At 74.8% G+C, this 13,535-nt stretch carries 12 protein-coding genes and 1 pseudogene; 10 read left to right on the top strand and 3 right to left on the bottom strand.

What is annotated here, in order from left to right; translation table 11 throughout:
- Positions 1-306 precede the first annotated feature (306 nt).
- From B0E53_RS24155 to B0E53_RS24125, 6 genes are all read left to right on the top strand, one after another.
- Positions 307-1,455: a glutamate--cysteine ligase gene (locus B0E53_RS24155; protein WP_107078147.1), complete on the top strand. Its 1,149-nt coding sequence runs from the start codon at positions 307-309 to the stop codon at positions 1,453-1,455.
- A gap of 40 nt (positions 1,456-1,495) precedes the next feature.
- Positions 1,496-2,875, top strand: coding sequence for an FAD-dependent oxidoreductase (locus B0E53_RS24150; protein WP_107078149.1), 1,380 nt, complete (start codon positions 1,496-1,498; stop codon positions 2,873-2,875).
- A 75-nt stretch (positions 2,876-2,950) separates the two neighbouring features.
- Positions 2,951-3,901 (top strand): DUF559 domain-containing protein, encoded by a 951-nt coding sequence (locus B0E53_RS24145; protein ID WP_107078146.1) that lies wholly within the window; start codon positions 2,951-2,953, stop codon positions 3,899-3,901.
- Between the two features lie 131 nt (positions 3,902-4,032).
- Positions 4,033-5,454 (top strand): WGR domain-containing protein, encoded by a 1,422-nt coding sequence (locus B0E53_RS24140; RefSeq protein WP_107078145.1) that lies wholly within the window; start codon positions 4,033-4,035, stop codon positions 5,452-5,454.
- A 155-nt stretch (positions 5,455-5,609) separates the two neighbouring features.
- Complete coding sequence (locus tag B0E53_RS24135) at positions 5,610-6,476, top strand: aminoglycoside phosphotransferase family protein (RefSeq protein WP_107078144.1); 867 nt, start codon at positions 5,610-5,612, stop codon at positions 6,474-6,476.
- 433 nt (positions 6,477-6,909) lie between these two features.
- The gene (locus tag B0E53_RS24125; RefSeq protein WP_107078143.1) at positions 6,910-7,749 is read left to right on the top strand and encodes a helix-turn-helix transcriptional regulator; all 840 of its coding nucleotides are present in this window, start codon (positions 6,910-6,912) and stop codon (positions 7,747-7,749) included.
- Positions 7,750-7,795: 46 nt separating this feature from the next.
- Here B0E53_RS24125 and B0E53_RS24120 read toward each other — a convergent pair whose 3' ends face one another.
- The gene (locus B0E53_RS24120) at positions 7,796-8,605 is read right to left on the bottom strand and encodes a DNA-formamidopyrimidine glycosylase family protein (RefSeq protein ID WP_107078142.1); all 810 of its coding nucleotides are present in this window, start codon (positions 8,603-8,605) and stop codon (positions 7,796-7,798) included.
- Positions 8,606-8,742: 137 nt separating this feature from the next.
- Between B0E53_RS24120 and B0E53_RS24115 the strand changes: the two genes are divergently transcribed.
- Positions 8,743-9,456 (top strand): thrombospondin, encoded by a 714-nt coding sequence (locus B0E53_RS24115; protein ID WP_107078141.1) that lies wholly within the window; start codon positions 8,743-8,745, stop codon positions 9,454-9,456.
- A 118-nt stretch (positions 9,457-9,574) separates the two neighbouring features.
- Here B0E53_RS24115 and B0E53_RS24110 read toward each other — a convergent pair whose 3' ends face one another.
- Entirely contained in the window at positions 9,575-9,937 is a 363-nt protein-coding gene (locus B0E53_RS24110; RefSeq protein WP_107078148.1) for a helix-turn-helix domain-containing protein, read from the bottom strand.
- Positions 9,938-10,040: 103 nt separating this feature from the next.
- Between B0E53_RS24110 and B0E53_RS24105 the strand changes: the two genes are divergently transcribed.
- The 3 genes from B0E53_RS24105 (at position 10,041) to rocD (ending at position 12,883) form a co-directional block, all read left to right on the top strand.
- Positions 10,041-10,679: an NAD(P)H-binding protein gene (locus B0E53_RS24105; protein WP_107078140.1), complete on the top strand. Its 639-nt coding sequence runs from the start codon at positions 10,041-10,043 to the stop codon at positions 10,677-10,679.
- Between the two features lie 174 nt (positions 10,680-10,853).
- Entirely contained in the window at positions 10,854-11,669 is an 816-nt protein-coding gene (gene ddaH / locus B0E53_RS24100) for a dimethylargininase (protein WP_210406192.1), read from the top strand.
- On the top strand, positions 11,669-12,883 hold the full coding sequence (gene rocD / locus B0E53_RS24095) for an ornithine--oxo-acid transaminase (protein ID WP_187399754.1): 1,215 nt from the start codon (positions 11,669-11,671) through the stop codon (positions 12,881-12,883). The genes ddaH and rocD overlap by 1 nt, the downstream gene beginning before the upstream one ends.
- A 62-nt stretch (positions 12,884-12,945) precedes the next feature.
- Here rocD and B0E53_RS24090 read toward each other — a convergent pair.
- Positions 12,946-13,535: pseudogene (locus B0E53_RS24090) on the bottom strand (FHA domain-containing protein); the annotation flags it as partial.

The raw sequence follows: 13,535 nt of genomic DNA, 5'->3' as shown, positions 1-13,535 counted from the left end.
ACCGCGCGGCGTGGGCAGCGCCCGGACCCGCAGCGCGAGCAGCGTGGCGAGCAGCAGCGCGGCGGCCACCGCCGCGCCCGCGAGCAGGCCGGCCGGGCGGTCCGCGAGCAGGGCGAGGGCGTACGCCCACGTCCCGGTCATCAGCATCCCTGCCACACGACCACCCTAGAACCCGTTGTCACGTCCGCGGACCCGATCGCGGCGCGTGCCCGGCGACACGCCGTCCGGCGCGTTTCCCCGCGCCGACACGGTGGGTAACAGGGCGTCGACCGGGCGGCACGGTGCCGCGGCGGTACGGAGCGGACGGTGGTGTCGATGAGCGGGTCAGTGGCGGAGCGGGAACGGAGCGCCGCACCGGGCGGGACGGACCTGCTGACGGTCGGCGTGGAGGAGGAGTTCCTGCTCGTCGACCCGCACACCGGGGCCGCCGTGCCCGCCGTCGACCTCGTCATGGAGCAGGTGCCGGCCGAACTGCGGGGCCAGGTGGAGCGGGAGTTCCAGACCAGCCAGATCGAGATCGGCAGCCCGCCCGGGCTGGAACTGTCCTCCATCCGGCACTCGCTGGCGATGCTCCGCGCCGAGTTGGCCGCCGCCGCCGAGCGGGCCGGCGTCCGGCTGCTGGCCATCGGCACCGGGCCGGTGGACGGGCCGGTGCCGCCGGTGGTGGACAAGCCCCGCTTCGACCGGATGATCGAGCGGTTCCGGCTGCTGGTGCCCGGGCCGGGCAACAACGGCATGCACGTGCACGTCGGCATCCCGGACGCCGACACGGGGGTGCGGGTGCTCAACCACGTCCGGCCCTGGCTGCCCATCCTGCAGGCGGTCACCGCCAACTCCCCGTTCGCCAAGGGCGCGGACACCGGCTACGCGAGCTGGCGCTCGGTCGAGTGGGAGCACTGGCCCTCGGTGGCGCCCACCCCCTGGCTCGACTCGCACGAGCACTACGAACGGCTCATCCGGCAGCTCATCGCCAGCGGCGTGATGCTCGACGAGGGGATGCTCTACTGGTACGCCCGGCTCTCCGCCAAGTACCCGACCGTGGAGATCCGGATCGGTGACGTCTGCCCATCGGTGGACGACGCGGTGCTGGTCGCCGCCCTGGTCCGGGCCCTGGTGGCGACCGCCATGACGGAGATCGCCGAGGGACGGCCGGCCGTCAACACCGACCACCACCTGCTGGTCGCCGCGCACTGGCGGGCAGCCCACGACGGGCTGGAGGGCGAGGGCGTCGACCTCACCGACGGCGAGCTGCGCCCGGCCTGGGAACTGCTCGACGGGCTGGTCGAGCGGGTCCGTCCGGAACTGGCACGGCACGGCGACCTCGACCAGGTGACCGACCTGCTGGGCGGGCTGCGCCGGCACGGCAGCGGCGCGGCCCGGCAGCGGGCGGTGTTCGCGCGTACCGGAGAGCTGGTGGACGTGGTCGCGGACGTGGCCCGGCAGACCCGGGGCTGAGCGCCCCCGCCAGCGCGTCGCCCGTGACAGGATGGGCGTCGTGGCGGAGCGGATGGTCGTCGTCGGCGGGGACGCCGCCGGAATGGCGGCGGCGTCCCAGGCCCGGCGCCGCCGCGACCGGGACGACCTGGAGATCGTGACCTTCGAACGGGGTCACTTCACGTCCTACTCGGCCTGCGGCATCCCCTTCTGGATCGGCGGGGTGGTGCCGGAACGGGACCAGCTCATCGCCCGCGACCCGGCCACCTTCCGCGACGAGTTCGACATCGACGTCCGGCTGCGGCACGAGGTCACCGCCATCGACCTCGACCGCCGCGAGGTGGTCGCCCGGGATCTGGAGGGCGGCGGCGAGGTCCGCGCCGGCTTCGACACGCTGGTGTACGCCACCGGTGCGCGCCCGATCCAGCCCGACTGGTCCCGCGCCGGGGTGGCCGGGGTGTTCGGCATGCAGACCCTCGACGACGGCACCGCCCTGCTGGACTGGCTGGAGCGCGAGCCCCGCCCCCGGCGTGCCGTGGTGGTCGGCGGCGGCTACATCGGGGTCGAGATGGCCGAGGCGCTGCTGCACCACGGGCTCTCGGTCGACCTGGTCGAGCAGGCCGACCAGCCGATGTCCACGGTGGACCCGGACATGGGCGAGCTGGTGGCCGAGGCGATGCGCGGCACCGGCATCGGCATCCGCGCCGGCCTCACGGTCACCGGCCTCGAAGAGCGGGACGGCCGGATCGCCGCGGTGGTCACCGGCGAGGGACCGATCCCGGCCGACGTCGTGGTGCTGGGTCTGGGCGTACGCCCCAACACCGCGCTCGGCGAGGCCGCCGGCCTGCCCGTCGGCCCGTCCGGGGCGATCCGCGTCGACCGGCGGATGCGGGTGCCCGGGGTGCCCGGCGTCTGGGCGGCCGGCGACTGCGTGGAGAGCCTGCACCGGGTCAGCGGCATGCCCGTGCACATCCCGCTCGGCACCCACGCCAACAAGCAGGGCCGGGTCGCCGGGATCAACATCGGCGGCGGGTACGCGACCTTCCCCGGCGTGATCGGCACGGCGGTGACCAAGGTCTGCGACCTGGAGGTGGGGCGGACCGGCCTGCGCGAGCGGGACGCCACCGCGGCCGGCTTCGAGTTCGTCACCGTGCTGGCCGAGTCGACCAACCGGGCCGGCTACTACCCGGGCGCCCGGCCGATGACCGTGAAGCTGATCGCCGAGCGGCCCAGCGGCCGGCTGCTGGGCGCGCAGATCGTCGGCTGGTCCGAGGCGGCCAAGCGGATCGACGCGCTGGCCGTGGCACTGTGGAACCACATGACGGTGGACGAGATGACCGCGCTCGACCTGGGCTACGCGCCGCCGTACGCCCCGGTCTGGGACCCGGTGCTGATCGCCGCCCGCAAGGCCGTTGACGCCCTGACCCACTCCGGCCGCTGACACCTGTCGGGTTTCGGGTGCGGTTGTTGTCGCCGGGCGACAAGAAACGCACCCGAAGCGCGGTGGGATCGACCGGTGCGAGTGCCGGGAGACGACGCGTCGGGACTGGAGTGGGTGCTGTTCGCCCAGTCGGGGGTGCTCACCTGGGCGCAGGCGGTCGCCGAACTGACCCCGGCGAAGGTGCGGCACCTGCTGGCCAGCGGTCGTTGGCAACGGGTGTGTCGCGGGGTGCTCCGAGCCGCCCCGGACGGCCCGTTCAGCCGGGACCAGCAGTGGTGGGTCGCGGTGCTGGCGGCGGGCGAGGGGGCGGTGCTCGCCGGGCTGGCGTCCGCCCGTGCCGGCGGCCTGCGGGGCAACTGGCGGTACGAGGTGGTGGACGTACTGGTGCCCCACCAGCGGCGGGCGCCCGACCTGCTGCGACGGCTCCCGCTGGGCCTGCCGGCGGTACGGGTGCGCCGGGTGCGCCAGTTCGCCGCGGCCGACCACCAGCGGGGCCGGCCGGACCGGACGACCATGGCGCGCTCCCTGGTGGACGCGGCACAGTGGGCGCGTACCGACGAGGAGGCGCAGGAGATCGTCGCGGCTGGCTGCCAGCAGCGGCGGACGACCCCGGCGGAGATCGGCGCGGTGCTGGAGCGGATGCCCCGCGCGCGGCGGCGCGGCCTGATCCGGGAGACGCTGCGCGACGTGGCCGGCGGCGCCGCGGCCCTGTCCGAGATCGACCTGGTCCGGCTCTGCCGCCGGCACGGCCTGCCGGCACCGGACGGGCAGGCGCGCCAGCGGGACGCCGACGGCCGGCAGCACTACCTGGACGCCTACTGGCCGCGCTGGCGGTTGCACGTCGAGGTGGACGGCGCGCACCACATGGACGTCCGGCACTGGGCGGCGGACCTGCGTCGCCAGAACCGGGTCTGGATCGAGGGCGACCGGATACTTCGCTTCACCGCCTTCGACGTCCGTCACCGCCCGGACGAGGTGGTGGCGCAACTCCGCGCCGCCCTGACCGCGGCCGGCTGGCATCCCTGAAGCCGTTGCGGGTGCGTCTGTTGTCGTTCCAGCGACAACAGATGCACCCGAAGCTCTTTGTCGGGGGGCGCGGTTACCTTGTGCGCGCTGTCGCGTTGCCGGATCCGGCACTTCCCCTCGGAGGCACCCCCATGTCGCAGGAGACGACCTACCTCGAACTGTCCGAAGTGGACGGAGGAGCACACAAGTTCTACGAGATCGTGGTCGACGGCACCACGATGAGCGTGCGCTACGGCCGGATCGGCGACCAGGGCCAGGTGAAGATCAGCAGCTTCCCGGACAACGCCCGCGCCCGGGCCGCCGCCGCCAAGAAGATCGGCGAGAAGGTCCGCAAGGGGTACGCGCCGGCGGTGCCCGGCGTACGCCAGAAGCGGGCGGTCTCCCGCCGGCAGATCGTCAGCACCCGCTCCACCGCCCGCACCGCCCCGGTCCTCTGGCGCTACGCCTCCGGCGCGCCCGCGTTCGGCATCTTCATCGACGGGCAGACCTGCATGGTGGGCAACGAGCACGGCGTGATCACCACGCTCGACCACGACGCCCGGGTGCTCCACCAGGTCCGGCTCCCCGACGGGGTGAAGTGCATCGTCGCCGACGACGCCTGGATCTACGCGGGCTGCGACGACGGCAACGTCTACGACCTCTCCGGCAAGGTGCCCCGGGTGGCGTACGCGATCGCCCCCGACATCGACATCTACTGGCTGGACATCCACGACGGCGTACTGGGCGTCTCCGACCGCGAGGGCGGCATCGCCGCGGTCGACCACGAGGACGAGTTCCTCTGGCGCCGGCCGGGCCGGGGTCGCTCCGCCTGGATGGTGCGCTGCGACACCGACGCCCTCTACCACGGTCACTCCCTGGGCGTCACCGGCTACGACTGGCGGACCGGGCGGGAGCTGTGGCACACCCGCACCGGGGCGGTGCTGTTCGGCTGGCAGGAGCGCGACGCCGTCTTCGCCGGCACCGGCACCCGCGAGGTGGTGCGGCTGCGCAAGGACGGGCGGGCCGAGCGGACCTACCGGTGCGACGCCGCGGTCTTCTCCTGCGCCACGGCCGAGGGCGGCCGGTACGTCTTCGCCGGCGACAGCGCCTCCTCGATCTACTGCTTCGACGAGGCCGGCAACCGGCTGTGGAAGCTCGGCACCGGCTGCGGCTCGGCGTACTCGATGCAGTACCACGAGGAGCGGCTCTACGTGGTGACCACCGGCGGCTACCTGGCCTGCGTCGACGCCAGCGAGCCGGCGATCCGGGCGGCCGAGGCGGGCAACGTGCCGGAGGTGGTCGACGTGAAGGCCCCGGCCCGGCTGCCCGAGCCGGCCGCCTGGACCAGCGTCGAGGTGACCACCGACGACCGGTCCGGCGTGGTGGTGCAGTGCGTCGACCAGGGCGGCCGGATGCGCGTCCACGTGCTCTCCGACGGCTACCGCCGGGACTGGTCCGTGCAGTTCCCCAAGGGCATCCGCGAGCCGGGGGCACGCTACCTGGTCACCGAGGTCCGGGAGGCCGGGCGGGGCGGCTTCTACCGGGCGTACGGCGACATCCGCCGGCTGCGCTGAACGGCTCCGGTCCGGGGGCGGAGCCTTCAGTACCTCCGCCCGCCCGGTCCGCAGATCGATCCGGCATCCGGTCACCTCCCTGGGGTTCGCTGTTCCAGACGGCATCGCGGCGGAAACGGTTGTACGCGACCGCCACCGGAACCCAGGATGGCCGGATGGAGATCCCCGAGAGGCTGCGCTGGACCGAGCGGAATCCGGCCGGCCGGGCGTGGCTGGCCACCCTGCCGGACCGGCTGGCCGAGTGCGTCGAGCGCTGGGAGCTGCGGGTCGGGCCGCCCTTCGCGTACGCCTTCGCGTCGCTTGCCATGCCCGCGGAGCTGCCGGACGGCACCCCTGCGGTGCTGAAGCTCCAGTACCCGGACGACGACAGCGTGCACGAGGCGACCGCGCTGGCGCACTGGGCCGGCCGGGGCGCGATCCGGCTGCTGGCCCACGACGCCGAGCGCCGCGCCCTGCTGGTCGAGCGCTGCGTCCCCGGCACCCCGCTGCACCGGCTGCCGCCCGAGGCGGCGCTCGACGTGGCGGTCGGGCTGCTGCCCCGGGTCTGGGTGCCGGCCGGCCCGCCGTTCACCCCGCTGGCCGAGGAGGCGGCCGGCTGGGCCGAGCGGCTGCCGGCCAAGTGGGAGCGGCTGAACCGGCCGTTCGAGCGGCGGCTGCTGGACGCCGCGCTCGGGCTGCTCGCCGGGCTGGTGCCCAGCCAGGGCGAGCAGGTGCTGGTCAACCAGGACCTGCACGCCGGCAACGTGCTGGCGGCCACCCGCGAGCCGTGGCTGGTCATCGACCCGAAGCCGCTGGTCGGCGAGCGGGAGTTCGGGGCTGTGCCGCTGGTGCGCGGCCCCGAGCTGGGGGACTCCCCCGCCGCGCTCCGGCACCGGCTGGACCGGCTCAGCGCCGAGCTGGGCCTGGACCGGGACCGGGTGCGCGGGTGGGCGGTCGTGCACACGCTGGCCTGGAGCATCGGCGAGGACGAGGTCTTCCCGCACCAGGTCGAGACGGTCCGCCGGCTGCTCGACATGGCGTGACAGGTCCACGCCAGGTCCGCGGGCCGGCCGGCCTGGCGTGACCGGTCCGGGGGACCGGTCACGCCACGGAAGGCGTCCGCGTCGCCCAGCGCGGCGGTGAGCGGCGCCATGGCCGCCGGGCGCGGGTACGCGTCACCCGCGAACTTCGGTGACTCCGCCGGCAGCGCGAGCGGGATCTCCACCTCGGCGAGGTCGACGACGTCGACGTCGAACCCGCCGTGCTCGCGCGCCCGCTCGGCGACCCAGGAGGCGACGACCGGCCCGAACCGGCCCTCGCGGACGCTTCCGATGACGATGACCAACCTGTGCTTCTCGTTCATGCGCTCCACGGTCCGCCGCCGCGGCGGCGGCAACCAGACCGGGCGCAGGCTGGCCCCCGCAGGGCCACGCTACGCCGGCCGGGGTGGCCGGAACCGGCCCTAGACTTCCACCCATGGGTACGCCACTGGGCGACTTCGTCCGCGCCAAGCGCGACAGCCTCCAGCCGGAGTCCTTCGGGCTGGCCGACCGGGGCCGGCGCCGCTCCCCCGGCCTGACCCGGGCGGAGGTGGCCACCCGCTCGGGGATCAGCGTGGAGTACCTGACCCGCATCGAGCAGGGCCGGGACCGCAACCCCTCGCACGCGGTGCTGCACGCCCTCGCGGACGGCCTGAGCCTCGACGCCGGGGAGCGCGACCACCTGCGCTACCTCGCGAAGATCACCGGAGGGGCCTGCCCCGGCCACCGGCCGCCGGCCCCACCGAACCGCGAGGTCCGGCCCACCGTGCGGGAGACCCTCCGGCTGCTCGAACCCGGGGTCGCGTTCGTCACCAACCGGCTCGGCGACGTGCTCGCCCACACGGGCGGGTTCGAGCTGGTGATGGCCGGGATCGGGCTGCTCGACGCCGACCCTCCGAACCTGACCCGCTACGTGTTCACCGATCCGCGGGCCCGGACGGTCTTCCCCGACTGGGACCAGGTGGCCGACGAGCGGGCCTTCGACCTGTGGCTCGGGCCGTCCGCGGAGAGCTCCGAGTGGTTCCGGGTCCAGCTCGCCCCCGTCGCCGGGCCGGAGTTCACCCGACGGCTCCGCCAGCACCTGCCGCCGCCGCAGGTGCCGCTGCGGCTCGGCCATCCCGTCGCGGGCGAGCTGCGCTGGCACCGGGAGAAGCTGGAACTGCCGAGCGCCGACGCCCAGGAACTGGTCGTCCTGCTGCCCGCCGACGAGGCGACCGCGCAGGCCGTCGAGCGGCTCCGGCACCGCCGCCACGGCACCCTTCGCGCCGTCGGCTGACCGGGCCGCGCTCGGCCCCGGCCCGGTCAGCCGAGGGCGCCGCCGGTCAGCGTGCCTGGCAGGTGGCGCACCAGTAGAGGTTGCGGCCGGCCAGCCCGCCGCGGCTGACCTCGGTGCCGCAGACGTGGCAGGGCGCGCCGGGGCGGCGGTAGACGTACACCTCGCCGCCGTGCCGGTCGACCCGCGGCGCCCGCCCCATGGCCTCCGGCAGGTGGTCGTCCCGCACGGTGTCGATCCGGCCCCGCTCGACGGCGACGGTCATCAGCGCCACCAGGTCGGCCCAGAGTTCCGCCCAGCCGGCCGGGGTGAGCTCCCGTCCGGGCAGCAGCGGCGGCAGCCCGGCCCGGAACAGCGCCTCCACCACGAAGATCAGGCCGGTGCCGGCCACCACGGACTGGTCCAGCAGCAGCGCGGCCAGCGGGGTGGCGCTGCGCCGGATCCGGGCGTACGCCCGCTCGGGGTCGGCGTCGGCGCGCAACGGGTCCTGGCCGAGCCGGTCGCGCAGCGCGGCCACCTCGGGCGGGGTGAGCAGCTCGCACGCGGTCGGCCCGCGCAGGTCCAGCCAGTGCCGGTCACTGTTCAGCCGCAGCCGAACCTGCCCGACCGGGGGCGGCGGCTCGCCCGGGCCGTCGGTGACCTTGCCGTAGAGCCCGAGGTGGACGTGCAGGGTCAGCTCGCCGGCGTAGTGGTGCAGCAGGTGCTTGCCGTACGCCTCGGTGCCGTCCAGGACGGTGCCGGTGAGCCGGGCCGCGCCCTCGGCGAAGCGGCCCTGCGGGCTGGCGGCGTGCACCTTGTCGCCGGCGAAGAGCTCGGCGTGCCGGGCCGCCAGGCGGTGGATGGTGTGTCCCTCTGGCACGGCGGCAACGGTAGCCCGCCGGCCCGTACGACGCCGACCATGCAGGAGCGGGCGTCGACGGGTGTCGACCTGTCCGCCGCGGGGTACCTCCTCACTGTCATGCGCGGTCTCCGCGCCGGAGATCAGGAGGTGTCCCAGTGAAGATTCTGTCCCGCCGGAACGACCCGGCGCGAACCGAAGACGTGAACGGCGACGGGGTGGTCGACGCGCGCGACCGCACCGCCGACCGGGTGGACGACCGGCCGGTGGTCACCGACCGCGACGACGAGCGGACCACGTACCGGAGTGCCGCCACGGCGACCGACGACGAGCGCGCGACCGAGGCGGAGCGGCGTGCGGCGGACCGGGCCGCGGCGGCGCGGGCCGCCACCGCCCGCCCCACCGGCCCGGACGGCCGGCGCACCCGAGCGACGGTCGACCCGGGCCCGACCCTGGAGCGCACCGTCGACCTGGACGGGGACGGCCGGCCGGACCGGCCGGCCGACCGGGACCCGGCGGTGGAGCGGGTCGAGCCGGTCACCACAAAACGGCCCCGGGCCAGCCTGCTCGCCACCCTCGGCCTGATCGTCTCGGTGGTCGGCGCGCTCTTCGTGCTCTCCGGCACCCTCGCCGGCTACGGCATCGGCCTCGGCGCGGTCGGCGCGGTGCTGGCCGTGCTCGGACTGATCGCCACCCGGCGCCGGCACGTGGCCGGCAAGACCGACGCGCTGATCGGCGTGGTCGTCGGCCTCGCCGCCGTGGTGCTGGGCATCGTGGCGATGACCGGCCAGTTCGACTGGCCGACCACCGACGGCGAGTGGGTGGGCCGGTTCCGGGAGTGGCTCGACTCACAGTTTGCGGGTCTCTTCTGACGGGCAGTTTCCCGGTCGCCGGCGCAGCGCCGGCACGCCCGATCAGCTCTGGTGGTTCACCAGCCGGGCACACCTCTTTCGGGGGCGGCGGTTCGCCGCCCCCGAAGTGTGTCCGGGGTCAGTCGGCGGCCGTGACCACGCCCTCGCGGGCGTCGAGCAGCTCCTCCCAGTGCTCCCGGGCCCAGGCGCAGGCGACGTCCATCGGGCCGAGCAGGCTGCGCCCCAGCGGGGTGAGCGCGTACTCGACCCGCCCGGCCAGCACGGCCCGCCGGACCAGCCCGTCGGCTTCGAGCCGGCGCAGCGACCGGGTGAGCACCTTTGCGGTGACGCCGCGCAGCGGCACCCGCAGTTCGGAGAAGCGGCGGGGCCCGTCCTCCAGGCAGCGGACCACCATGCCGGCCCACTTGTCCCCGAACCGGATCGGCGACAGGTCCGAGGGGCAGAGCTCGTCGAACATCTCGGGGTCCAGCGGCGCGGCCATCCGCCCACCGTAGTCGGTATCCGGGTGGAAACCGGGCCGCCGGATAGCGTCCGCGCGGACGGCCGGCGACCGCGCCGGCCGGACGACGAGGAGAGGTACGTCGATGAGCAGGATCATCGTCTTCGGGGCCGGTGGCCGGGCCGGCCGGGCAACGGTGGGGGCGGCACGCGACCGGGGCCACGAGGTGACCGCCGTGGTCCGCGACCCGGCCCGCCACCCGGACCTGACGGCCGACAGCGGGGTGCGGGTGACCGCAGGTGACGTCACCGACGCCGACCGGGTCGCCGGCCTGATGGCCGGGCACGACGCGGCGGTGCACGCCGCCGCCGACCTGGCCGCGCCGCCGGACGTCTTCTTCCCGGCGGCGGCCCGGGCCACGCTCGCCGGGTCGCGTCGGGCCGGGGTGGGCCGGCTGGTGGTGGTCGGGCTGGCCTCGGTGCTCCCGACCGCGGACGGCGCGCCGCTCATGGACACGCCGGACTACCCGCGGGAGTACCGGTACTTCTACCTGGGGCACGCGGCCGGGGCCGAGGTGCTGCGCCGGGAGGGCGCGGACGTCGACTGGCTGGTGCTCAGCCCGGCCGGTGACTTCGACCACGGCGGGACGCCCGCGGGTCGGTACCGGTTCGCCCCGGCCCGGGCCGCGAGTCGGATCACGTACGCCGACCTGGCGCTGGCCCTGCTCGACGAGATCGAGCGCCCGGGGCACCGGCGGGTGCACCTGGGGGTCGAGTGCTGCTGAGCGCGCAAACGCAACGATCCGCCGGGAGAGCTGACCCAGACGCAACGATCTGACGCCGTACGCAACTTCTCACGGTGGATGTCGTCGGCCCGGGCCGCATACCGTTGGACCACGGCGCCAGCCCGTGGGCCACGGTGGCCGGGCGCGCCCGACCTCTGGGAGCACGACATGACGATGGACGCCACCCGCCAGCGCTTCTTGATGTGCCGGCCGACGTACTTCGCCGTCGACTACGCGATCAACCCGTGGATGGACCCCACCGCCCCGGTCGACGCCGACCTGGCGATCCGGCAGTGGGAGCGGCTCCGCCAGACCTACCTCGACCTGGGCCACGAGGTCGAGCTGATCGACCCGGTCGTCGGCCTGCCGGACATGGTCTTCGCGGCCAACGGCGGCACGGTGATCGACGGCAAGGCCATGGCGGTGCAGTTCCGCGACCCGCAGCGCGCCGACGAGGCGCCCGCCTACCGGGCCTGGTTCGAGGCCGCCGGCTTCGAGATGTACGACCCGAAGCACGTCAACGAGGGTGAGGGCGACGTCCTGCTGGCCGGCGACCACCTGCTCGCCGGCACCGGGTTCCGCACCGCGCACGCCTCGCACGCGCAGCTCCAGGAGGTCTTCGGCTACCCGGTGATCACCATGCAGCTGGTGGACGCGCGCTTCTACCACCTGGACACCGCGCTGACCGTGCTCGACGAGCGGACCGTGGCGTACCTGCCGGAGGCGTTCTCCCCGGGCAGCCGGGCGGTGCTGCGCCGGCTCTTCCCGGACGCGGTCCACGCCACCATGGCCGACGCCGAGGTGCTGGGGCTGAACGCGGTCAGCGACGGGCGGCACGTGGTGCTGCCCGCGCAGGCCACCGACCTGGCCGCGAAGCTGCGCGACCGGGGCTACGAGACCATCGGTGTCGACCTGTCCGAGCTGCGCAAGGCCGGCGGCGGACCGAAGTGCTGCACGTTGCGACTCCGTCAGGGAAAGGCGATCAAGTGATCATCGACGACATGCTGCGGACGCCCTCCGCGGTACGGGACGCGGAGCGTCACACGGCGCACAACTACCACCCGCTGCCCGTGGTGATCTCGTCGGCCGAGGGCTCCTGGCTGACCGACGTGGACGGCCGGCGCTACCTGGACTGCCTGGCCGGCTACTCGGCGCTGAACTTCGGCCACCGGCACCCGAAGCTGATCGAGGCCGCGCACGCGCAGCTCGACCGGCTCACCCTGACCAGCCGCGCGTTCATCCACGACCAGTTCGCCGACTTCTGCCGCGAGCTGGCCGCGCTCTGCGGCAAGGACCTGGTGCTGCCGATGAACACCGGCGCCGAGGCGGTGGAGACCGGCATCAAGGTCGCCCGCAAGTGGGGCTACCAGGTCAAGGGCGTGACCCCGGGCCAGGCCAACATCGTGGTCGCCGAGGGGAACTTCCACGGCCGGACCACCACCATCGTCAGCTTCTCCACCGACGAGGACGCGCGCGCCGACTTCGGGCCGTACACGCCGGGCTTCACCGTGGTCCCCTACGGCGACCTGGCCGCACTGACCGCAGCGATCGACGAGAACACCGTGGCCGTGCTGCTCGAGCCGATCCAGGGCGAGCAGGGCGTCGTGGTGCCGCCGGAGGGCTACCTGCCGGGCGTCCGCCAGGTCTGCACCGACCGGAACGTGCTCTTCATCGCCGACGAGATCCAGTCGGGCCTGGGCCGTACCGGCGCCACCTTCGCCTGCGAGCACGAGGGCGTCGTCCCGGACATGTACCTGCTGGGCAAGGCGCTCGGCGGCGGCATCGTGCCGGTCTCGGCGGTGGCCGCGAACGCCGACGTGCTCGGGGTGCTCAAGCCGGGCCAGCACGGCTCGACCTTCGGCGGCAACCCGCTGGCCTGCGCGGTCGCCACCGAGGTGGTCCGGCTGCTGGCCACCGGCGAGTTCCAGCGCCGCTCGGCCGAGCTGGGCGAGCGGCTGCACGCCGGCCTGCGCGGGCTGGTCGGCAAGGGCCTGGTCGCGGTCCGGGGCCGGGGCCTGTGGGCCGGGCTGGACATCGACCCGGCGCTGATGACCGGCCGGGAGGCCTGCGAGCGGCTGATGGAGCGGGGCGTCCTGGCCAAGGACACCCACGGCTCGACCATCCGGCTCGCCCCGCCGCTGGTGATCACCGAGGAGGAGATCGACCACGCGGTGGCGCAGCTCGCCGCCGTGCTGGCCGGCTGATCCGCGTACCTGAGGAAGGGGCGCCGGGACCAACGACGGTCCCGGCGCCCTTCCGCGTCGCGTCAGGGACGCGGCAGCCGCATCGCCATGGTCGGCGCCTCGGCCATCACCGAGGTCGGGCTGAACTTCGCGTCGCTGGTCACCTCGTCGGCGCGGCCGATCTGCACGCCCGGGTAGAGCTCGACGAGGTCGCCCTCGCCCAGCACCCGGGACTGCTGCGGGGCCAGCGCGATCCGGTCCGGCTCGGCCATCGAGCCGCCCGGCCGCACGCCCGAGCCGTTGGTGCTGGTGTCCGTCACGATCACCTCACCGACCCGCAGCTCGAACCGGACGTGGTTGCGGCTGATCCAACGGCGCGCCTCGTCGTTGAGCCACTGGCCGAGCACGACGCCGCCGGTGGCGTCCGGTGCCCGCCCCACCAGCACCGGCTGGGTCTCGGTGAGCACGAACCGCCGCCGGACCAGCCCACCGATCCGCACCGCCAGCACCGCGGTACGCGGCCGCGGCCCGGCGTCGCCGAGCCGGACACCGTGCCGGGGGCAGGTGGGCACGCCGTTGCGCACCGTGGGTGGCGGCTGCCCGGCCGGTGCGCGGTCCACCCGGGCCAGGTCGGCGAAGGCGCCCCCGCCCCCACCGCCGCCGAACAGCGCGC

The sequence above is a fragment of the Micromonospora sp. MH33 genome (assembly GCF_003013775.1).
GTDB lineage: Bacteria > Actinomycetota > Actinomycetes > Mycobacteriales > Micromonosporaceae > Micromonospora > Micromonospora fulviviridis.
The sequence above is the reverse complement of the archived record's forward strand: the minus strand, read 5'-3'. Positions and strand labels throughout refer to the sequence as shown.

Bases quoted from the DNA above. Each gene is read 5' to 3' on its own strand.
- B0E53_RS24125 (WP_107078143.1), top strand. From the start codon at position 6,910: ATGGGTACGCCACTGGGCGACTTCGTCCGCGCCAAGCGCGACAGCCTC.
- B0E53_RS24110 (WP_107078148.1), bottom strand. From the start codon at position 9,937: ATGGCCGCGCCGCTGGACCCCGAGATGTTCGACGAGCTCTGCCCCTCG.
- B0E53_RS24135 (WP_107078144.1), top strand. From the start codon at position 5,610: ATGGAGATCCCCGAGAGGCTGCGCTGGACCGAGCGGAATCCGGCCGGC.
- B0E53_RS24140 (WP_107078145.1), top strand. From the start codon at position 4,033: ATGTCGCAGGAGACGACCTACCTCGAACTGTCCGAAGTGGACGGAGGA.
- B0E53_RS24105 (WP_107078140.1), top strand. From the start codon at position 10,041: ATGAGCAGGATCATCGTCTTCGGGGCCGGTGGCCGGGCCGGCCGGGCA.
- ddaH (WP_210406192.1), top strand. From the start codon at position 10,854: ATGGACGCCACCCGCCAGCGCTTCTTGATGTGCCGGCCGACGTACTTC.